Source organism: Mycolicibacterium hodleri, from assembly GCF_025822245.1.
In the GTDB taxonomy this organism is placed as follows: Bacteria; Actinomycetota; Actinomycetes; order Mycobacteriales; family Mycobacteriaceae; genus Mycobacterium; species Mycobacterium hodleri.
The window spans coordinates 206358-226125 of sequence record NZ_JACKTL010000073.1; the positions used below are offsets into that span (position 1 = coordinate 206358).

At 69.0% G+C, this 19768-nt stretch carries 21 protein-coding genes and 1 pseudogene; 12 read left to right on the forward strand and 10 right to left on the reverse strand.

The features are described from left to right. Positions 1-4: 4 nt before the first annotated feature. Genes H7J06_RS32255 through cobF form a run of 6 tightly spaced genes read right to left on the reverse strand, consistent with a single transcriptional unit; the run spans position 5 to position 5812 of the window. The gene (locus H7J06_RS32255; protein WP_308205848.1) at positions 5-871 is read right to left on the reverse strand and encodes an Fpg/Nei family DNA glycosylase; all 867 of its coding nucleotides are present in this window, start codon (positions 869-871) and stop codon (positions 5-7) included. 9 nt (positions 872-880) lie between these two features. Further along, the gene (locus tag H7J06_RS30815; protein WP_372515440.1) at positions 881-3049 is read right to left on the reverse strand and encodes a xanthine dehydrogenase family protein molybdopterin-binding subunit; all 2169 of its coding nucleotides are present in this window, start codon (positions 3047-3049) and stop codon (positions 881-883) included. Continuing rightward, positions 3046-4023, reverse strand: coding sequence for an FAD binding domain-containing protein (locus H7J06_RS30820; protein WP_264043593.1), 978 nt, complete (start codon positions 4021-4023; stop codon positions 3046-3048). Before H7J06_RS30820 ends, H7J06_RS30815 begins: the two co-directional genes overlap by 4 nt. Positions 4024-4028: 5 nt before the next feature. After that, positions 4029-4598 carry a (2Fe-2S)-binding protein gene (locus H7J06_RS30825; RefSeq protein WP_264043877.1) on the reverse strand — a complete coding sequence of 190 codons (570 nt, stop codon included), beginning with the start codon at positions 4596-4598 and terminating at the stop codon, positions 4029-4031. Between the two features lie 59 nt (positions 4599-4657). Continuing rightward, positions 4658-5038 (reverse strand): phage holin family protein, encoded by a 381-nt coding sequence (locus tag H7J06_RS30830; RefSeq protein ID WP_264043594.1) that lies wholly within the window; start codon positions 5036-5038, stop codon positions 4658-4660. Between the two features lie 27 nt (positions 5039-5065). Beyond that, entirely contained in the window at positions 5066-5812 is a 747-nt protein-coding gene (cobF, locus tag H7J06_RS30835) for a precorrin-6A synthase (deacetylating) (protein ID WP_264043597.1), read from the reverse strand. Between the two features lie 116 nt (positions 5813-5928). Between cobF and H7J06_RS30840 the strand changes: the two genes are divergently transcribed. Together H7J06_RS30840 and H7J06_RS30845 are read left to right on the forward strand one after the other, a co-directional pair. Further along, the gene (locus H7J06_RS30840) at positions 5929-7146 is read left to right on the forward strand and encodes a diiron oxygenase (RefSeq protein ID WP_264043599.1); all 1218 of its coding nucleotides are present in this window, start codon (positions 5929-5931) and stop codon (positions 7144-7146) included. A gap of 71 nt (positions 7147-7217) precedes the next feature. After that, the gene (locus H7J06_RS30845; RefSeq protein ID WP_264043601.1) at positions 7218-8096 is read left to right on the forward strand and encodes an LLM class flavin-dependent oxidoreductase; all 879 of its coding nucleotides are present in this window, start codon (positions 7218-7220) and stop codon (positions 8094-8096) included. Here the strand turns inward: H7J06_RS30845 and H7J06_RS30850 are convergent. Continuing rightward, on the reverse strand, positions 8093-9250 hold the full coding sequence (locus tag H7J06_RS30850; RefSeq protein WP_264043603.1) for an ROK family transcriptional regulator: 1158 nt from the start codon (positions 9248-9250) through the stop codon (positions 8093-8095). The genes H7J06_RS30845 and H7J06_RS30850 overlap by 4 nt on opposite strands. Before the next feature lie 100 nt (positions 9251-9350). Between H7J06_RS30850 and H7J06_RS30855 the strand changes: the two genes are divergently transcribed. Both H7J06_RS30855 and H7J06_RS30860 read left to right on the forward strand, forming a co-directional pair. Next, complete coding sequence (locus tag H7J06_RS30855; RefSeq protein WP_264043605.1) at positions 9351-10577, forward strand: MFS transporter; 1227 nt, start codon at positions 9351-9353, stop codon at positions 10575-10577. Then, positions 10567-10692 (forward strand): hypothetical protein, encoded by a 126-nt coding sequence (locus tag H7J06_RS30860; RefSeq protein WP_264043607.1) that lies wholly within the window; start codon positions 10567-10569, stop codon positions 10690-10692. Before H7J06_RS30855 ends, H7J06_RS30860 begins: the two co-directional genes overlap by 11 nt. 146 nt (positions 10693-10838) lie before the next feature. Here H7J06_RS30860 and H7J06_RS30865 read toward each other — a convergent pair. After that, positions 10839-11261 (reverse strand): annotated as a pseudogene (locus H7J06_RS30865) (helix-turn-helix domain-containing protein); the annotation flags it as partial. 276 nt (positions 11262-11537) lie between these two features. On the opposite strand from H7J06_RS30865, the gene H7J06_RS30870 reads away from it, so the two are divergent. Then, positions 11538-13202: a PGRS repeat-containing protein gene (locus tag H7J06_RS30870; RefSeq protein WP_264043611.1), complete on the forward strand. Its 1665-nt coding sequence runs from the start codon at positions 11538-11540 to the stop codon at positions 13200-13202. Between the two features lie 119 nt (positions 13203-13321). Further along, positions 13322-14245, forward strand: coding sequence for a formyltetrahydrofolate deformylase (purU, locus tag H7J06_RS30875; protein WP_264043613.1), 924 nt, complete (start codon positions 13322-13324; stop codon positions 14243-14245). 8 nt (positions 14246-14253) lie between these two features. On the opposite strand, the gene H7J06_RS30880 is transcribed toward purU, so the two are convergent. Continuing rightward, entirely contained in the window at positions 14254-14625 is a 372-nt protein-coding gene (locus H7J06_RS30880) for a DUF5709 domain-containing protein (RefSeq protein ID WP_264043615.1), read from the reverse strand. 51 nt (positions 14626-14676) lie between these two features. On the opposite strand from H7J06_RS30880, the gene H7J06_RS30885 reads away from it, so the two are divergent. The 6 genes from H7J06_RS30885 (at position 14677) to H7J06_RS30910 (ending at position 18434) form a co-directional block, all read left to right on the forward strand. After that, positions 14677-15351 (forward strand): cutinase family protein, encoded by a 675-nt coding sequence (locus H7J06_RS30885; protein WP_264043617.1) that lies wholly within the window; start codon positions 14677-14679, stop codon positions 15349-15351. An 84-nt stretch (positions 15352-15435) separates the two neighbouring features. Next, positions 15436-16236 carry an alpha/beta fold hydrolase gene (locus H7J06_RS30890; protein WP_264043619.1) on the forward strand — a complete coding sequence of 267 codons (801 nt, stop codon included), beginning with the start codon at positions 15436-15438 and terminating at the stop codon, positions 16234-16236. Next, positions 16233-16823, forward strand: a complete 591-nt coding sequence (locus tag H7J06_RS30895; protein WP_264043621.1) for a TetR/AcrR family transcriptional regulator — start codon at positions 16233-16235, stop codon at positions 16821-16823. Before H7J06_RS30890 ends, H7J06_RS30895 begins: the two co-directional genes overlap by 4 nt. Next, complete coding sequence (locus H7J06_RS30900; RefSeq protein ID WP_264043623.1) at positions 16823-17473, forward strand: VOC family protein; 651 nt, start codon at positions 16823-16825, stop codon at positions 17471-17473. Before H7J06_RS30895 ends, H7J06_RS30900 begins: the two co-directional genes overlap by 1 nt. Then, positions 17470-17940: a ribonuclease HI gene (rnhA, locus tag H7J06_RS30905; protein WP_264043625.1), complete on the forward strand. Its 471-nt coding sequence runs from the start codon at positions 17470-17472 to the stop codon at positions 17938-17940. The genes H7J06_RS30900 and rnhA overlap by 4 nt, the downstream gene beginning before the upstream one ends. A gap of 62 nt (positions 17941-18002) precedes the next feature. Then, positions 18003-18434 carry a VOC family protein gene (locus H7J06_RS30910; protein WP_264043627.1) on the forward strand — a complete coding sequence of 144 codons (432 nt, stop codon included), beginning with the start codon at positions 18003-18005 and terminating at the stop codon, positions 18432-18434. 297 nt (positions 18435-18731) lie between these two features. Here H7J06_RS30910 and H7J06_RS30915 read toward each other — a convergent pair whose 3' ends face one another. Beyond that, positions 18732-19739, reverse strand: a complete 1008-nt coding sequence (locus H7J06_RS30915; RefSeq protein ID WP_264043629.1) for a saccharopine dehydrogenase family protein — start codon at positions 19737-19739, stop codon at positions 18732-18734. Positions 19740-19768 lie beyond the last annotated feature (29 nt).

Below are 19768 nucleotides of genomic sequence, written 5' to 3' on the forward strand. Positions count from 1 at the left end.
GGACCTACTTGAGCAGCTTGGACATTCGCCGATCGGCCAGGATCTTGCCGCCGGTCTGACACGTCGGGCAGTACTGGAACGACTTGTCGGTGAACGACACCTCGCGCACGGTGTCACCGCAGATCGGACAGGGCATACCGGTCCGCGCGTGCACCCTCAGTCCAGACCGCTTCTCGCCCTTCAGCGTCGCCGCACCCTGGCCGACCGACCGGGTCACCGCGTCGGTGAGCACCGAGATCATGGCGTCGTACAGGTGACCGAGCTGTGGCTCACCGAGCCTGCTCGAGGTGGCGAACGGCGAGATCTTCGCCACGTGCAGAATCTCGTCGCTGTACGCGTTTCCGATGCCGGCGATCGTCCGCTGGTCGGTGATGACGGTCTTGATGCGGCCGGTGTTGCCCTTGAGGATGGCGGTCAGGCCGTCCAGGCTCAACGACAGTGCGTCTGGCCCCAGGCTGGCGATCTGCGGCACCTTCATCGGGTCGTCGACGAGCCAGACGGCGAGGCGCTTTTGAGTCCCGGCCTCGGTGAGGTCGAAACCGGGTGCGTCACCCGGGGTGCCGAGGTGCACGCGCAGGGCGATGGGGCTCTTGCCACCCGGCCGCAGCGGGACCCCCGACAGCTTGTCCGACCACCGCAGCCAGCCGGCCCGCGACAGGTGCGTGATCAGATGAAGGTCGCCAGCCTGCAGGCCTAGGTACTTGCCCCAGCGGTTGGCACCGACGACCGTCAGCCCGTGCAACGCGGTGGGCGGCGGATCGAAGGTCTTGAGCACGGACAGGGCCGCGACGTCGACGCGCCCCACCGTCAGGCCCACGGCGTGGCGGCGCAGATGGTCGGCGAGCGCTTCGACCTCGGGTAGTTCGGGCACGTTTCCAGGCTAGAGCAGATTCTCCAACCGGATGGGCAGGTCGGTGACCCGCTTGCCGGTCGCGTTGAACACCGCGTTGGCGATGGCGGCGGGCACCCCCACGATGACGATCTCGCCGAGACCCTTCACTCCGACGGGGTTGGCGATGGTGTCCTGCGCCGTCAGGAAGGTGGCGTCGAGCGCGGGCACGTCGGCGTTGACCGGCACCAGGTAGTCGGACATGTTCGCGTTCACGACGCGACCGTCGCGGTGGTCCAGATCGGTGGCCTCCAGCAGCGCCATGCCGATGCCGCCGACCATGCCGCCGATCGCCTGGCTGTGCGCCAGCTTCGGGTTGACCACCCGACCGGCGTCGTAGCAAGCCTGGATGCGACGGATGCGGACCACGCCCAGCGCATCGTCCACGGCGACTTCGGCGAACACCGCCCCATAGGCGTACATCGAGAAGTGTTCATCGGCGGTGTCGGGTGTCCAGGTGCCGCGTCCGTCGACGCTCGGCCAACCGCGCCGGGCCAGCAGGTCGCGATAACTCTCGCCACGCGACGGCTCCCGGACGACGAACATACGGCCGTCGGCGACCGCGACGTCCTCGGGCCGAGCTCCGTTCAGCGGCGAACCGGGGTCCACGACCGCCAGGCGGACGATCTTGTCGCGCAACGTGTTGGCCACCGTGAACACTGCCGACCCCACGCTGGCCATGGTCCGTGAACCCGAATGCGACGGCGCGGGCGGATAGACGCTGTCGCCGAGGGCGAACCGGACGCGGGCGACGGGCAGGCCCAGCGCGTCGGCGGCCACCTGCGACATCGACGTGTACGTACCGGGTCCCATGTCGCTGGTCGCGGTCTGCACGTCGGCCGTGCCGTCGGCGTTGATCCGGGCGTACGCGTCGGACTCGCTGCGGCTGGTGTGGTAGCCCGCGGCGGCCATCCCGATGCCGATCAGTTGGGAGCCCTCCCGAACGGCACGCGGGACGGGATTGCGCCGCGCCCAACCGAATTCGTCGGCGCCCCGGCGCAGGCATTCGGTGAGCCGACGGGTCGAGAAGGGCAGCCCGTCGGTCTGGTCACGGTCGGGCTCGTTGCGCATCCGCAGCTCGACGGGGTCGACGCCGAGGGTGTGGGCCAGGTCGTCCATCGCCGACTCCAACGCGAACGTTCCGGTCGTGGCCCCGGGCCCGCGCATGTAGGTCGGCTGGTTCACGTCCATCGGCACCACCCGGTAGGTGGAGCGCATGTTGGGGCTGGTGTACATGAACCTCGGCGAGGCGGTCAGGCCGTCCTCGTAGGAGGCGTAGCGCGCCGTCTCCGTTCGACCCTCGTGGACGATGGCGCCGATGCGCCCGGACCGGTCGGCTCCGATCGCCAGGCGCTGCCGGCTGGTGGGGCGGTAGCCGATGCCCGCGTACGTCTGCGCCCTGGTCAGCACCAGCTTGACCGGCTTGCCGAGCTGGCGGGCGGCGAACGAGGCCAGCAGCTGGTGTGGCCACGTCTGACCCGCGCTCCCGAAGGCGCCACCGACGAACGGCGAGATCACCCGCACGTGGTCGACGGGCACGCCGTGCGCCTTGGCGTGCGCCTCCTGGGCACCGACGATGGACTGGGTCTTGTCCCAGACCGTCAACCGGTCCCCGTCCCACTTGGCGACGGTGGCGGGCAGTTCCATCGGGTTGTGGTTGTTGCGGGCGATGGAGTACTGCCGGTCGGTGACGACGGCGGCGGCCCCCAGGGCGGTCTCGGGCTGCCCGCGGGCGTAGTCGGTCTGCCGTTCGCCCGGTTCCGGAATTGCTTGCGGCGCATCGATGTCGGTGTTCGACGGGCCCGGCGAGTACCGCACCCGGACGAGCGCGGCCCCGTGCGTCGCGGCTTCGAGGGTGTCGCCGACGACCACGGCCACCGGCTGGCCGAAGAAGGCGACGCGCCGGATGTCGTAGGGCAGTATCACGGGGCGGAAGTCGGTGAGGACGCGCGTGACGCCGGGGGACTTCGAGGCCTCCCCCGCGTCGACGCCCTGCACCGCCCCGGAGGCGACGGTGCTGCAGACCAGGACGGCGTGGAGGAAGTCCGGCACGGGATTGTCGGCGGCGTAGTGCGCCGCTCCCGTCACCTTGAGTGGCCCGTCCACCCGCGACAAGGGCGCTCCAACAAGGGGTTCCGGCATCCGCTGGGGGTACGTCACGGCAGACCAGCAACCGTCGCGAGCTGACGTTCGACTACGCGGCGCACCAACTCGACCTTGAAACCGTTGTCCGACAGCGGTTGTGCACCGTCGGCGGCGCGGGCTGCCGCGTCGTGCCACAGACCGGGCGAGACCGGTCGTCCGACGAGGGCCCGCTCGACGGCGGGGAGTCGCCACGGCACGGTGGCGACGCCCCCGACGGCGACCTTCGCGTCGCGCACCGTCCCGCCGGAGACGTCGAGCGCCACCGCCGCGGAGGTCACCGCGAACTCGTAGGACTGCCGGTCGCGAATCTTGAGATAACCCGACCGGGCGGTGCTGGCAGCCGTCGGCACCTCGACCGCCACGATGAGCTCCCCGGGCCGCAGGTCGTGCTCCTGGTCGGGCGTGGTCCCCGGCTGCCGGAAGAAGTCGGCGACGGGAATCCGCCGGTCCCCGCCCGAGTCGCGGGTCAGGACCACCGCGTCGAGCGCCACCAGCGCGACCGCCAGATCCGAGGGATGGGTGGCCACGCACTGGTCGCTGGTGCCGAGGATCGCGTGATTACGGTTCAGGCCGGCCGTCGCCGCGCATCCGGTGCCCGGCGTGCGCCGGTTGCAGTTGGCCGAGACGTCGCGGAAGTAGAGGCACCGCGGGCGTTGCATCAGATTGCCGCCGATGGACGCCATGTTGCGCAGTTGAGCGGATGCGCTGAGCTCCAACGCCTCCGAGATCACCGGGAACTGACGGCGCACCCGTTGATCGGCCGCCAGGTCGGCCATCCGCACCAGTGAGCCGATCCGCAGGGCGCGCCCGTCGAGGTCGACGCTGCGGTAGGGCAGCGCGTTGATGTCCACCACCGACCCTGGACGCTCGACGGTGACCCTCATCAGGTCGACGAGGGTGGTTCCGCCGGCGATGTACCGGGCGCCCGAGCGGCCGGCGTCGAGTGCCGAGGACTCGTCGGCGGCCTTGGTGAAGGTGAAGGGAAACACCGGCGTCAGGCGTTCTTGGCGGCGGCCGCGACGGCGGTGACGATGTTCGTGTAGGCACCACACCGACAGATGTTGCCGCTCATCGACTCTCGGATCTCCGCGTCGGAGCCGGTGTGCCCTTCGTCGATGCAGCCGAGGCCGGACATGATCTGCCCGGAGGTGCAGTAGCCGCACTGGAACGCGTCGGCGTCCACGAAGGCCTGCTGAAGCGGATGGAGTCGGCCGTTGTCGGCCACGCCCTCGATGGTTTGGACGTCGGCCCCGTCGTGCATGACCGCGAGCGTGAGGCAGGAGTTCACCCGCTTGCCGTCGAGCAGCACGGTGCAGGCTCCGCAGGCGCCCTGGTCGCACCCCTTCTTGGTGCCGGTGAGCCCGACGCGCTCCCGGAGCATGTCGAGCAGCGACGTTCGCACGTCGACGTCGACCTTCTCGTCCTTGCCGTTGATCCGCAGCGCCACGCTGGTGGTCTGCTGCTCGACGGGTGGGGCGTCGTCGTCGCAGCCGCTGAGCGCCGACGCGGCCGCAGCGGCACCGCCGATGGTGATGGAGGCACCGACGAAGGTGCGGCGGTTCATCTCGGGAGCCACCGCGCCGAGCGTACGCCGTGATCTTGACCGGTGACGGGTGGCGAATCTCAGCCCGGAATGACCAGCGACAGAAGCCAACTGACCACCGACAGCACGATGGACGCCCAGATGGCCGTCCACCAGAAGTCGTCGATGTAGAGGCCCCAGTGCGTGGTGTTCTCGGTGATTCGGGAGGTGATCCACAGCATCAAGGCGTTGACGACGATGTGGAACAGCCCGAGGGTGACGATGTACAGCGGGAGCGAGATCAGTCGAACGATCGGTTTGACGATCGCGTTGACGAGACCGAAGATCACCGCCACCACGAAGATGATGCCGGCCCTCTGCAGCGTCGAGTCACCGCCGACGAACGCAATGCCGGAGACGAGTTTGGTGACCACCCACAGCGCCACGCCGGTGAGCCCGGCGCGTATCGCAAACTGAAGCACGCGCCGATCCTGCCACGGCCGCAACCGTCACGATCGCAACAGATACACGTCCATGATCCAGCCGTGCCGCTCGCGCGCCTCGGCGCGCACCGCGGCGATGCGGTCGCCGACGTCCGCAACGGTCCCGGCCATCAGGATCTCGTACGGCGTGCCCAGGTAGGCGCCCCACCAGATGCGCGTCGCCGGCGGGCAGTCGAGGAAGGCGTGGTCGCCGTCGAGCATCACCACCGCCGTGCCGTCGAGCCCCTCCTCGCGGAGCCGTCGGCCGGTGGTGACCAACACCGGTGCGCCGACGTCGTTGAGCGGAATGCGGTGCCGAGCCGTGAGCGCCTGGATCGCGGTGATGCCGGGGATGACGTCGTAGGTGAACTCGACGCGGTCGCCCACCATGTCGAGGATGCGCAACGTGCTGTCGTAGAGCGACGGGTCACCCCACGCCAGGAAGGCGCCGACACCGTCGTCGGCCAGTTCGTCGCGAAGCGCCTGAGCCCACAGTTCGGCGCGCGCGGCATGCCAGTCGGCGACGACCCGACGGTAGGCCGGACCGTCGGGGGCCTCCTTGGACCGCTGGGGGTCGGGGAGTTCGACGAAGCGATAACCGGGTTCGCGGATGAAGCGCTCGCAGATCTCGCGGCGCAACGCCACCAGGTCGTCCTTCAGCGCGCCCTTGCCCGAGGCGAAGAAGACGTCGACGTCGTTGAGCGCGTCGACGGCCTGGGCCGTCACGTAGCCGGGATCGCCGGCACCGATGCCGATCACGTGGATCCGGCGCATCACCGAGCCCCTTCCAGAACCAGGAGTATCCGGTACCCGGGGTATTGACATCCTGAGCGCCACGTCATTAGGTTCCAAGCATATCGGCGCAGGGTTTCGCTGAAGGGACGTCAACGATGACAGCCTCCGTCAAGGCAAGTGGTGCACCGACGCGCGAGGAGTTCGCGGAGCGTTTGCTCCGCGGCTCGGTGAAGAAGTACTACGAGCCGGTCGTGGACGTCGACTGGGACGCCCCGCTCGACCCGGACAAGTTCTTCCTCCCGCCGAAGTCGGTCTCCCTGTACGGAACACCGTTGTGGGACGCCATGACTCGCGAACAACGGATCGAACTGTCCCGTCAGGAGTTCGTCAACACCCTCTCGGCGGGCATCTGGTTCGAGAACATCCTCAACCAGGCGCTCCTGCGCGACCTGATGCACGCCGATCCGACCGCGCGCGCGACCCACTACGCCCTCACCGAGATGGGCGACGAGACCCGTCACATGGTGATGTTCGGCCGGGCCATCGAGAAGGTCGGCGGCAAGCCGATGCGCCCGAAGCGCTATCAGCGCATGATCATCAACGCGCTGCCCCTGACGTTCCGGGGTGCGCTGCTCTGGGTGGCGGCCCTGGTCGGCGAGGAGATCTTCGACTCGCTGCAGCGCAACATGATGGACGATCCCGATCTGCAACCGGTGGTCCAGCGGATCATGCGGATCCACGTCACCGAAGAGGCCCGCCACATCCAGTTCGCCCGTGACGGGGCCCGCAAGCGCGTCGCCGAGATGCCCTGGCTCAGCCGGATGTGGGTGGCCAATCTCAACGGCGTCGGCGGACTGTTCTTCCGGCACCTGTTCACCAACACCGCGCAGTACCGGCGGGCCGGCCTCGACGGCAAGGAGGCCCGGCGCGTGGCCCGCAGCAGCCCCCACCATCACGCCGTCCAGGCGCTCGGGTTCGCCCCGCTGGCCGCGTTCCTCACCGAGGTCGGCTTGATGGGGCCGATCGCGCGCCGACTGTGGACCCGCACCAACTTCCTCCCGGCCACGCCGTCGGCGCGACCGGTCGACGACGTGGTCACAGAGCAGGAGCGGGAACCGTTCGACGGCCCCGCCGTCCTTCGCGTCGGGGAGACCGACCACACCGTCCGGGTCCGCCTCGCGGGACACCTCGAGCCCATCGACGGCCAATATCATTGGCAGGGAGCGATTTTCGGGGACATTCCGGACGACGTGCTCAAGCATCCGAAGGCCACGCTGACGGTGGACGGCCGCACCGCGCAGGCCCGCATCACCGAACGCACGCCGCAGGGCAACTACGGAGTGGTCGGGGTCGGCACGCCGCCGTTCGAGTAGCGAGGCCCGCGCGTCACGGCTTCCGGCGAACTCGCCCCGCACCAACTAGAACGTGTTCTAGTATTCGGTTCATGCGGTTCACCTATGCGGAAGCCATGACCGATCCCAAGTACCTGATCCCGTTGGCCAAGGCGGCCGACGAGGCCGGGTACCACGCCATGACCATTCCGGACAGCGTCGCCTATCCCGAGGTCTCGGACTCGAAGTATCCCTACACCGAGGACGGCAACCGCGAATTCCTGGACGGCAAGCCCTTCGTCGAGTCGTTCGCCCTCATCGGGGCGCTCTCGGCGGTGACCACCAAGCTGCACTTCAACATCTTCGTGCTGAAGCTGCCGATCCGCCCGCCCGCCCTGGTGGCCAAGCAGGCCGGCTCGTTGGCGGCGATGTTCGACAACCGGCTCGGCCTGGGCGTCGGCACCAGCCCGTGGCCCGAGGACTACGAGATCATGGGTGTGCCGTACGCCAAGCGCGGCAAGCGGATGGACGAGTGCATCGACGTCATCCGCGGCCTCACCTCGGGCGACTACTTCGAGTACCACGGGGAGTTCTACGACTTTCCCGCGTTCAAGATGACGCCCGCGCCGACCAAGCCGGTGCCGATCCTGATCGGCGGGCACGCCGACGCCGCGTTGCGGCGGGCCGCCCGCAACGACGGCTGGATGCATGGCGGCGGCGACCCGGAGGAACTCGATCCGCTGTTGGCCAAGCTGGCGAAGTACCGCGAGGAAGAGGATCGGATCGGGCTGGCCGACGAGTTCGCCATCCACGTCATCTCCATCGACGGCTTCACCCTCGACGGCGTGAAGCGGCTCGAGGACAAGGGGGTCACCGACGTGATCGTCGGATTCCGCATCCCCTACATCATGGGCACCGACACCGAGCCACTCGAGGACAAGATCCGCAACCTGGAGTGGTTCGCGGAGAACGTCATCGCGAAGGCCGGTTAGGCCCGGGGCGCTCCGGCCACCAGGGCGTCGACTGCGCCGGCACTGAGCACCTCGTCGAGCACCATCACCGCGCCGCCCACGGTGCCGGACTGGCTGCCGTGCGCCGCGGGCACCACCTCGAGGGTGCGCGTCGCCTGCGCAGTGGCGTTGCCGTACAACGTTTCCCGCAGCCCGGCGACAAAGATCTCGTAGGCACCCACCATGTCGCCCGACACGACGACGACGGCCGGATTCAACAGGTTCACCGCGGCCGCGAGCACCTCGCCGACGTACCGTCCGCTGTCGCGGATCATCCGGCGCGCCTCGGCGTCACCGCCGTGGGCGATCTCGACGACGTCGCGGAGGTTGCGTACCGAGCGGCCCTGTTGCTGCAGGGCGTGCACCAAGGCCCAGCCGCCCGCGATGGCCTCGACGCAGCCGGTGTCACCGCATCGGCACGGAAGGCCAACTGCGGCAGCGATCTTGGTGTGGCCCAACTCGCCGGCCGCCGACGCGGCGCCGCGCTGTAGCACCCCGCCCGCGACGATTCCCGCCCCGAGACCGCTCGACGCCTTGATGACGAGGACGTCGTCGTAGTCACGACCCTCGACGACGGCGATCGCGTTGGAGTCGTTGTCCAAGATGACGGGCGCCTCCGACAGGCGGGGCAGCTCGGCGAAGTAGGGCCGCAGTTCGACGCCGTCCCAGCCGCGCAGGATGGGTGAGTCCCGGCTGCAGCCGCGGATGCGGTCCACCGTCCCCGGCAGGCTCAGCCCGACGCCGTACACCGTGGCGCCCGGGTAGTCCTGCAGCATCACGTCGAGGCGCTTGACCACGTCGGGCATCAGATCGTCGGGGCCGAGCGCGACCTCCTGGTCGATGTCGGTGATCGACAGCACCTCACCGGCCAGGTTGCACACCGCCAGCCGGGTCCGGCTGATGCCGATGGCCGCCGACAGCACGATGCCTGCGTCGGCGTCGAAGGAGAGCAGCGTGGGCGGCCGGCCACCCGTCGATGGCGCCTGTTCCCGCTCGCGGACCAGGCCGAGTTCGCTCAACGCCGCGATTCGCGAGGCGACCGCGGTACGCGAGAGCCCGGTGACCTGGCCGATGTCCGTGCGGGTGATGTCTCTGCGATCTCGGATCAGTGCGAAGACATCGCCCACGGTGGCCATGTCCCGATTCAACCCGAGAAACGTAAGCTCCGCCACTTTTGTGCTCTAAAAGACAAAAGTCGGTTTGATGAAAGGCATAAGTGCGGCTACCGTTGGCCCGGTGACACGATCACTCGCACGACCTTCCGTCCCCCTGTCCGTGGTGTCACCGCCGCCATCGGTCCGCTGGCTTGCGGTCATGGCGCTCGCGATCGGCGCCTTCGCCATCGGAACCACCGAGTTCGTGGCCATGGGCCTGCTGCCGGACATCGCCTCGAGCCTCGGCATCACCGAGCCCGTCGCCGGTCACGTCATCTCGGCATACGCGCTCGGTGTCGTCGTCGGCGCCCCAGTCATCGCCTCCCTCACCGCACACCTGCCCCGCAAGGCCCTGCTGCTGGGCCTGATCGCGCTGTTCACCCTCGGCAACCTGGCCAGCGTGCTGGCACCGAGTTACGAGACGCTGATGGCCGCGCGATTCGTCTCCGGCATCCCACACGGTGCCTTCTTCGGCATCGCCGCCTTGGTCGCGGCCCACCTGATGGGCCCGAAGAACCGCGCGAAGGCCGTCGCACACGTGATGAGCGGCCTGACCGTCGCCACCGTGCTCGGCGTGCCGCTGGCGTCGTTCCTCGGTCAGCACTTCGGCTGGCGCAGCGCCTTCGGGTTGGTCGTCGCGATCGGCCTCGTCACCCTGACCGCCATCTGGCACTGGTTGCCCGACCTGAAGTCGATGCACGTCACCAGCGCGCTGACCGAGCTCAGCGCCCTGCGTCGGCCGCAGGTGTGGCTCGCCCTGCTGCTCGGCATGGTCGGCTTCGGCGGCATGTTCGCCGTCTACACGTACGTGGCCACCACCCTGACCGACGTATCGGGGCTGTCCCGCGGCCTCGTGCCGCTGGGACTGATGATGTTCGGCATCGGCATGGTCGTCGGCAATCTGGTCGGCGGAAAGATGGCCGACATCTCGGTGGTCAAGGCGCTGTACGCCTCGCTCGTCTCCCTCGCCGCGGTGCTGGCCCTGTTCGTCTGGGCCGTGCACAACCCGTGGACGGCGCTGATCGGTCTGTTCCTCATCGGAGCCTCCGGCTCGGCCATCGGACCGGCCCTGCAGACCCGACTGATGGACGTCGCCCACGGCGCACAGACCCTGGCGGCGGCGCTGAACCACTCCGCGCTGAACATCGCCAACGCCGCGGGCGCCTGGATCGGCGGCCTGGTCATCGCGGCTGGATACGGCTACACCGCACCCGCGGGTGCCGGCGCCCTGCTGGCCGTCGGCGGCCTCGTCGTACTGACCCTCTCGGTGCTACTGCAACGCTGGACGGAGCGCTCCCATGTCAGGTAACCGCGGTTGGCACGTCGACGTTCACGTGCTCGGCCTTCGTCTCGCCTTCACGGTGCCACCGTGGCGCGGCCTTCCCGGGCTCAGCCAAGGGCAGCGAGCGCTCGCGGCGCGCTAGACGTAGCTGCCAGCAACCCTTGTCGGCAAACCCGCCTTCGGGCCGATCTCAGCCGCCCACGCCGTTCACACTTCTACGAATGCGGTCGAGCGGCGAGGACACGCTCCTGCATGCGCGCGTGCATTTCCCGCCATGATTCACCGGAGTCAGGTGGTGATTCGGCCGGGTATCTCAGGCGCTGGCAACCGTCGACGGACGTCCGCCGGAATGCAGAATGGGCCGGGACACAGGTCGTCGGCTTGCCGCCAGTCCGACATCGGCCGAGCCCTGATCTCGCTCACCAACGACTCGATCGAGGCCCCACTCAGGTCGCCGGTAAGAGTGGTCGATGTCAGCACGCCCATCTCGCTGCTGGACAGATAACCCGCCGCCACCAACGCCTCTACCGGGGATCTTTCGTATGCCCGGGCGAAGGCGACCACGGCCTCGGCCCTTGGCGCATTGGTCCCGCGGTGCCAGCGCGAGATGCTGGACTGATCGATGCCGGTGGCGCTCGCGATGTCCTTCTGCGTCGCGTCCCCGGCCACCGTCACGACATACCGCCACCACGTCATCTCCCGCACCCTCCTGGCGTGTTCAGCGAATGTGGCACGAGCCCCAGTTTCCGTTGCTTAGTCGCCGACGTTCGGATGTGACATTCGCGTGTGCGAAGAAAATGAGCGTACGCGCACTGTCTACTTGCATGCACGCATGAGCAAATGTATGTTGACATGACGTGATCGAGGCCACACTCGGGGGGAGGGGACGGCGTCGCGGCAAATCTCGTCGCAAACGCCATCCACGGGGATGACGTGTTCAACACCAAAATTTCTGCGGCTCCACGGGGCCTGATGAGGAGCTTGAAAATGAAGAATTCCGCTTACCCCTTCGCGACGGGGATCGCCATTGCAGGCGCCGGTGTGGCGTTGGCGTTCGGTCCCGGTACCGCGCAGGCGGCGCCGGTGATATCTGCGCCACTGTCCCCCACGTCCAGCGCACAGTGCCTTGCCCTGTCACCGGGATGTAACTCCATCGCGAGTACGGGATTGATCGGGCCCAGCGCCTTCGCGCTGACGTCGAATGCGCCGACCCCGAATTCGCTGACCGCAGCGTTCATCGGACCCGTCGCGTATCAGCCGTTCTACAACGTCATCAGCCTCGTCAGCCTGGTTCCCATCGTCAACATCTTCGTCGCCAACGGCACCAACGCCCCGGCGGGCAGCGGTGCGAACGGAGGCAACGCCGGACTGCTGTTTGGCTACGGCGGCCTCGGTGGGTCCGCTGCGGCAGGGCTTGCGGGTGGCAACGGCGGTAACGGCGGCCTGTTCTTCGGCGCGGGCGGCACCGGCGGTACCGGCGGGGCCGGGGCAGTCGGCGGAAACGGCGGCAACGCCGGGCTGCTGGCCCACTTCAGCAACGGCGGAAACGGCGGCACTGGTGGAATCGGGGCGGCCGGCGGGAACGGCGGCAACGCCGGCTCACTAGGCCTATTCAGCAATGGTGGCGCCGGTGGCGCCGGCGGCGCAGGGACACCAGGTACCCCGGGTGCGAACGCCACGGGAACGGCGGCCAACGGCACCACCGGTGCCGACGGCACCACGGTGGGCGCCAACGGTGCCAACGGCGTGAACCCGGCCCCAGGTGGTCCGGCGGGCGTCAACGGCGCCGCGGGCGCCACTGGCACCGTCACCGGCGGCAACGGTCTGCCCGGCACCACCGGTAACCCCGGTGGCGCCGGCGGTGCAGGTGGTGCCGTCGCGGGCACGGCGCCCCTCGCGACCGGTGGTAGCGGCGCAGCCGGCGCGAACGGTTCCGACGGAGCCAACGGCGGTGAGGGTGGCGCAGGCGGAGCATCGTCCACGACCGGCACCGGTGGTCTCGCCGTCGGCGGCAACGGCGGGCCCGGCGGCAACGGCGGCACCGGTTCCACCAACGGTGGCGCCGGCGGCGCCGGCGGCGCAGGGGTCAGCACCAGCGGAGTTGGCGTAGGTGGCAACGGCGCCAACGGCGGCAACGGCGGCGTCGGTGCGGCCGGAGAGGCCGGCGGCACGGGTAGCGCCGGCGGAGCCGGCGGAGCTGGCGCCAACGGCACCACCGTCGGCGGCACGGGGACGGCGGGCGGACCCGCAGGCGCTGGCGGCAACGGTGGCAACGGAGGAATCTTCGGTTCCGGCGGTGCGGCAGGCAATGGTGGCACCGGTGGCACCGGTGGGGCCGGAGGTGCCGGCCAAGCTGGCGGCAACGGCGGCACCGGCGGAGCCGGGGCGGCGGGCGGCAACGGTGGCAACGGCGCTGCCGGTGGCANCGGCGGCACCGGCGGCACGACCGGCACGGCCGGCCACGGCGGGCTCTTCGGAGGCAACGGCGGCAGCGGGACGGCCGGCAGCGCGGGTGGCACCGGCAGCACCGGAGCCACCGGGGCGACCGGTTCTACCGGCTCCAACGGAGCTGGCGGAGCCAGCGGAAACGGCGGCGCCAACGGTGCGGGCGGCACCAACGGAGCCAATGGGGCCCACGGGGCGTCCTCGTAACAGATAGGTCGGCGGGGCACCGCTGATCGGACATCGGGGGCGTCGGCTACCAGCCGGCGCCCTCGATGCATGTCGGGCCTGCACGAAAAGTCAACGCGAGCAACGGAAGCGCTGGGGACATGACGACTTGGACTGATACCGACGCCGCCAGCGAGGCGTACTCCGTACCCAACCAGGTGGCATCGCCGGTCACGGATGTCGGCAGATTGCTCCTGCGCTGCGCCGATCGGCCCGGATTGGTAGCGGCCGTCAGCGACTTCTTGTCCAAGGCCGGGGCCAACATCATCTCCCTGGACCAGCACTCCACCGAACACTCGGGCGGAACCTTCATGCAGCGCACCATCTTTCACCTCCCGGGGCTGATCGCCGCACGCGATGCGGTACAACGCGGCTTCAGTGAACAGGTCGCCGCACGGTTCGGCATGGAGTTCACCCTCACGGAAGCGGCCACACCCAAACGCGTGGCGATCATGGCCTCCAAGGACGACCACTGTCTCCTGGATCTGCTGTGGCGCAACCGCCGCGGCGACCTCGACATGTCCGTGGTGATGGTGATCTCCAACCATCCCGACCTGGCCGAACAAGCACACTCGTTCGGCGTGCCGTTTCTCCACGTGCCAGCCACCAAGCAGAACCGGGCGCAAGCGGAAGGGCGGCAACTCGACGCGTTGCGCGACAACGTCGACCTCGTCGTCCTGGCCCGCTACATGCAGATCGTCAGCGCGAGGTTTCTGGCCGAGGTCGGCTGCCCCCTAATCAACATCCACCATTCGTTCCTGCCGTCGTTCGTCGGCGCGGCGCCGTACCGCCAGGCCAAGGAACGCGGCGTGAAACTCGTCGGTGCGACTGCGCACTACGTGACCGCAGAACTGGACGGCGGGCCGATCATCGAGCAGGACGTCGTCCGGGTCGACCACCGTCACGACACCGTTCATCTGACGCGCCTCGGCGCTGACGTCGAACGCGCCGTTCTGTCACGGGCGGTTCTCTGGCACTGCGAAGACCGCATCATCCGCTACGGCAACCAGACCATCGTGTTCTGAGGGAATCGTCAAGCGTCCTCGTCGATGACGTGGACCGCGGCCTCCTCCGCCGACGCCGCACCTCCGTCGATGCCGACCTCGCTACCCAGCAGGTCGGATTCGGTGTCGGCACCGAAGCCCTCGTCGGGCGCGACCAACCGACCGGCGCGCCGGTCGCCCACCTCGTCGTCACCGGCCTGCTCGTCGGGGTCGTCGAGCTGCATGGCCGGATCGGGTTCCTCCTCCGAGAGGAGTTCGTCGAGGGTCTCGTTGTCCCTGGGCTCCTTCCACCGGTCCGGCGGCGAGTAGCCCTCGTCGAGTAGATCGTCGACGCCCCTGTCGACCAGGGTGTCCTCCTGGGTCAGCTGGTCGTCGTCGGCATCGGTGTAGTCACTGCTCATGGCACAACAGTGTCACAGTGGCCAATCCCCGACCTGTGTCAGTCTGGAACCATGACTGCACGCCACTTCGCTGGACTGACCGGCGCCGCCTTCGCACTTGCCACCAGCCTCCTCGTCGCCCCGGCGAACGCTCCGACCGCCTCGGCCGCCCCGTGTCCCGACGTGGAGGTGGTGTTCGCCCGCGGCACGTTCGCACCGCAGGGCCTCGGAGGCATCGGACAGGACTTCGTCGACGCCGTCCGTGCCAAGGTCGGCGCCAAGTCGGTCGGCGTGTACGCCGTCGTCTATCCGGCGAGCACCAACTTCCCGACCGCCGTGGACGGCATCCGCGACGCCGCCAATCACGTCGAGAGCATGGCCACGACGTGCCCCGACACCAAGATGGTGCTCGGCGGCTACTCCCAGGGCGCTGCGGTGATCGGTTTCACCACCGCGAACGCGCTGCCCGGCGGCGTCGACCCCGACGAGGTGCCCAAGCCCATGCCGGCCAGCGTGGCCGACCACGTGGCGGCCGTCGCGCTGCTCGGCACGCCCGACACCAAGTTCATGGACATGATCGGACAGCCACCGGTGACCGTCGGTCCGCTCTACGCGGGCAAGGCCATTCAACTGTGCGCGCCCGGGGACCCGATCTGTTCCGACGGCGACGACGGGGCCGCGCACACCAGCTACACGAAGATCGGCATGACCGACCAGGCCGCCACCTTCGCGGCGAGCAAGGTCTGAGCGCCGGAAATATTCGGCGTCCCGTCCTGGTTCTTGACGTCACGATGCTTATGTAACATCGTTTCATAAGAGACAGGAACCGCCATGACCAACGTCGTCTTCATCCACGGACTGTGGGTTTCCCACACCGCCTGGCAGCCGTGGATCGACCGCTTCGCCGCAGACGGCCACCACGCGATCGCCCCCGCCTGGCCGGGCGAACACCCCACGCCCGAGGAGACCCGGCGCAACCCTGCCGACCAAGCGGGGAACGGCATCGACCAACTCACCGACTACTTCGCCGGAGTCCTCGAGCAGTTCGACACCCCGCCCGTGGTGATCGGGCACTCCTTCGGTGGCCTGATCGCCCAGAAGTTGTTGGGGCAGAACAAGGCCGCGGCTGCGGTCGCCGTCGACCCCGCCCCCATCAAGGGCGTCAAGCCGTTGCCGGTCGCCCAGCTGCGCTCCGCCTTCCCCGTGCTCGGCAACCCGCTCAACCGCGGACGCGCAAAGGGACTCACCGAAGCGCAGTGGCGCTACGGCTTCGGCAACGCGTTGACCGTCGAGGAGTCCGATGCCCTGTGGGAACGGTGGTCGATTCCGTCACCGGGCAAGCCGCTGTTCGAAGCCGCGATCGCGAACTTCTCGAGCGGATCGCCGGCGAAGGTCGACACCGCGAACGCCACCAGGGGTCCGCTGTTGATCACCGGTGGCACCGCCGACCACACCGTGCCCTTCGTCTCCGCCAAGGCCACTCACCGGCTATACGAAAAGTCAGGTGCCGTCACCGACTTCCACGAATTCACCGGACGCGGACACTCGCTCACCATCGATCACGGCTGGCGGGACGTCGCGGACGTCACCCTGTCGTGGCTGGCACACCGTGGGGTTACCACGCAGGCATGAGCACGCCACCGGTGCGGCGGCGCACCGCCAGCCACGAGGTCTCGGCCGCGCTCCTTCGCGCGGCCGAGACCGTGTTGGACCGTGACGGCACCGACGGGGTGACCATCCGTGCGGTCGCGCTGGCGGCCGCGGTGTCACCGACCAGCGTCTACAACAGGTTCCAGAGCAAGGACGGGTTGACCGTCGCGCTGGCCATGCGGACGTTGGCCCAACTCGCCGAGGCCATCGACGTGCCTGCAGACCTCGGGCCGCAGGAGCGCTTTCGGCAGTCCTGCCGCAACTACCGGGACTTCGCCCTGCGCCATCCGGCGCGGTATTCCCTGATCTTCGGGTCCGGGAGTCCGCTCGAAGACCAGTCGTCGGAGGTGGCGGAGGCGGGCCGGGCCGTCTTCACCATCCTGTCCGGGTTGATCGGCGCGTTCACGACCGTGGACGGCGAACGCGACCTGGCCGAGTCGGCCCAAGCCGTCTGGAGCGCGATCCACGGCTCGGTCACCATCGAGCAGGCGGGCATCGGTCAGACGCCGGACCTGGGCAGTACCTTCGAGCACGTGCTCGATCTCCTCGTCGTCGGCCTGACGACCTAGTGCGCGCCGCATCGCCGACCGTCGCCGTCGCCGGGTTCGAGGTGGCCGACCCACCGGAGTCCTGGACCCGGGCCGGCTTCACCGTCGACGCCGACGCCACGACCCGCGTCGGTGGCGTGAGCATCGGCCTGGTCGGACGCGAGCACGGCACCGGGATCGTCGGGTGGTCGCTGCGCGGAGTACCCACAGATCTGCACGACCTCGACGGCGTCGCGACGACCTCGTCGGATCGGCCCCCGGCCAGTCCCGCGACGCATCCCAACGGCGTCGTCCGCGTCGACCACGTCGTACTCCTGTCGCCCGACCTCGCCCGGACCGTCGACGCGCTGGCCGGCCTCGGGCTGCGACCCCGCCGAGAGCGCGACGGCGAACTCGGCGGGCAGGCGATCCGCCAGGTCTTCTTCCGCCTCGGAGAGGTGATCGTCGAGGTCGTGGGTGCGCCGCACACCGCAGCCGAGGGCCCGTCCACCCTGTGGGGGTTGACGTACGTCGCCGCCGACGTCGAGGCGACGGCGGAGGCGTTCGGCGACCGCACGTCACCGGTGAAGGACGCCGTCCAACCGGGACGCCGGATCACCACGCTCCGACATCGAGAATTCGGAATGTCGGTACGGACGGCGTTGATCTCGCCGCCTATCCTCGGCGCATGACCGAGACCGCGGACCCCGTCGTGATCCACACCGACGGCGGGTGCCGACCCAACCCGGGTCCCGGCGGTTGGGGGGCCGTACTGCGCCACCGCGGACACGTTCGCGAGATGTTCGGCGGCGAGCCCGGCGACACCAGCAACAACCGGATGGAGCTGACGGCGCCCATCATGGCGCTCGAGGCGCTCACCAGACCCGTCCTGGTGCACCTCTACACCGACAGCACGTACGTCCGCAGCGGCATCACCAAGTGGGTCCTCGGTTGGGAACGCAACGGCTGGCTGACCTCGGCCAAGCAACCGGTCAAGAACGTCGACCTATGGAAGCGTCTGCAGGCGGCGTGCGCGGTGCACCAGGTCGAATGGTTCTGGGTGAAGGGACATTCCGGCGTCGCCGACAACGAGTTGGCCGACGTGCTCGCCACCAGGGGCATGGAGCAAGCGATCGCCGCACCCTCGGGCCGGTTGTGACCAAAGCCTTACCCCGGCACCCCGCGCGCTGGCCCCGCCCCCGGGGTGGGTAACACTGCCTCATGGCACTCATCGACAGCTCCGGCTTCGCCCACGTTCGGCTCACCGTCACCGACATAGGACGGTCCAAGAAGTTCTACGACGAGGTGTTCGGCTGGCCGATCGCCGTCGACGCGTCCGATTCGGTGGACGAGCCTGGCGTGACGGAGTCGGCGGAGAAGTTCTACGGCGGCGTGGTGTACCAGACCCCGCAGGGCACGCTCTTCGGGTTGCGACCGGTGGGTGACTGCGAATTCGACTCCACGCGAACGGGTCTCGACCACGTGAGCTTCGCGGTGGCGGATCGTTCCGCACTCGAAGCCGCCCAGGCCGCCCTGCGGGACGCCGGGGTCACGCACGGAGAGGTCGTCGACCTCTCCGATGCCGGCATCGCCATCCTGTCGTTCCAGGATCCCGACGACATCAACGTCGAGCTGACCGCGCCGCTGTCTTAGCGGACGCTTCGTTCAGCGAGCGCTTCCGAGTTCTGGTGGGGGTCGTCGTGTCGCCAGGCCAGGCTGATGACGCCATCCAACTAGCCCCGAAATGGTGGCGGTTCACGTCGGATCCATCTGGCGTACAACGACTTCAGCGATACCACGTTCAATCGCGTCGACCATCCTGGCGTTCTGCTCGTCGACCCGTCGACCCAACTGGGAACACATCGGCCCCGCGCTGCTCGAAGGCCCAGATGAAGCGGGTGACGACCTCGCGCCCGTTGATGGGCGGGCGTTCCGGCCCCGGCCGGTCCATCAGTTCTCGACCTGCCAGCTGATCCCGAACGGCTCCAGCGCGTCCAGGAACTCGGCGGGCTCGAAGGCGAGCGACGGTGGCACCGCTCCGACCGGCGCGTCGCGGGCACCGAGCCGAACCGCGGCCTCGACCGCGATCAGGGCGGTGGAGCCGTAGGCGTCGGCCCCCGACACGTGGCCCCGCGCCGTCGTGCCGTCCGGCGAACGCGCCTCGGCGATGATGGTGAAGCGGGACGCGCGCCGCTCGTCATCCGACGGTCCGGCCGGCGCCGCGGCGATGACCTCGTCGGTAAGGGATGCCACGCCTGCGACGAGGTCCACGTTCATGGTGGCCTCGATGGTGCGGGCGGCCACATGGCGTTGGATCGTGATCACTTCCGGCCCGGGGAGGGCCCAGGACGGCTGCTCGCCGTCGCGCGGAAAGTCGACCGGCTCGCGGGCGCCCGCGTCGGTCTCCCGCCACCGGCCGTCTTGCCACGCCAGCGGCGGCGATGCGGCGATGTGGCCGAACGACAGCATCGTTCCCCGCGATATACCGGCGCTGAACATTCCGTGATGCAGGTGGAGCGTCTGCACCTCGGCGAGGCGCCCGACGACGAGCCCGGCGATGAGGTCGCCAGGCACGCCGTCATCAGTCGCTGCGGGCATCAGGCTGACGCCGGCCGCCGCGGCTCGGGTGCCAAACTCGTCGTACACGCGCCGAACCCAGCGCTGCTCGCCGGTTATGTCGACGTAGTTGCACGCGGCGGCGATTGCCGCCTCCACGACGGGCTCTCCGAAACGGGTGAACGGGGAGACGCAGCTGACCACCACGTCGCAGCCGCGGAGAGCGTCGACCATCGACGACGGCTCGGCCAGGCTCACGCACCGTACGTCTCGTGCCCCGTCGATCGCTGACAGCGCCTTCTCGTCGCGGCCGAGCAGGAGGGTGTCGACGTCACGGCGAAACAACTCCGCCGCAACCAGCCGACCGGTGTAGCCGGTCGCTCCGAAAACTGCTGCCTTCATCAATCAAGCCTCACTGTCGTTGGTACGAC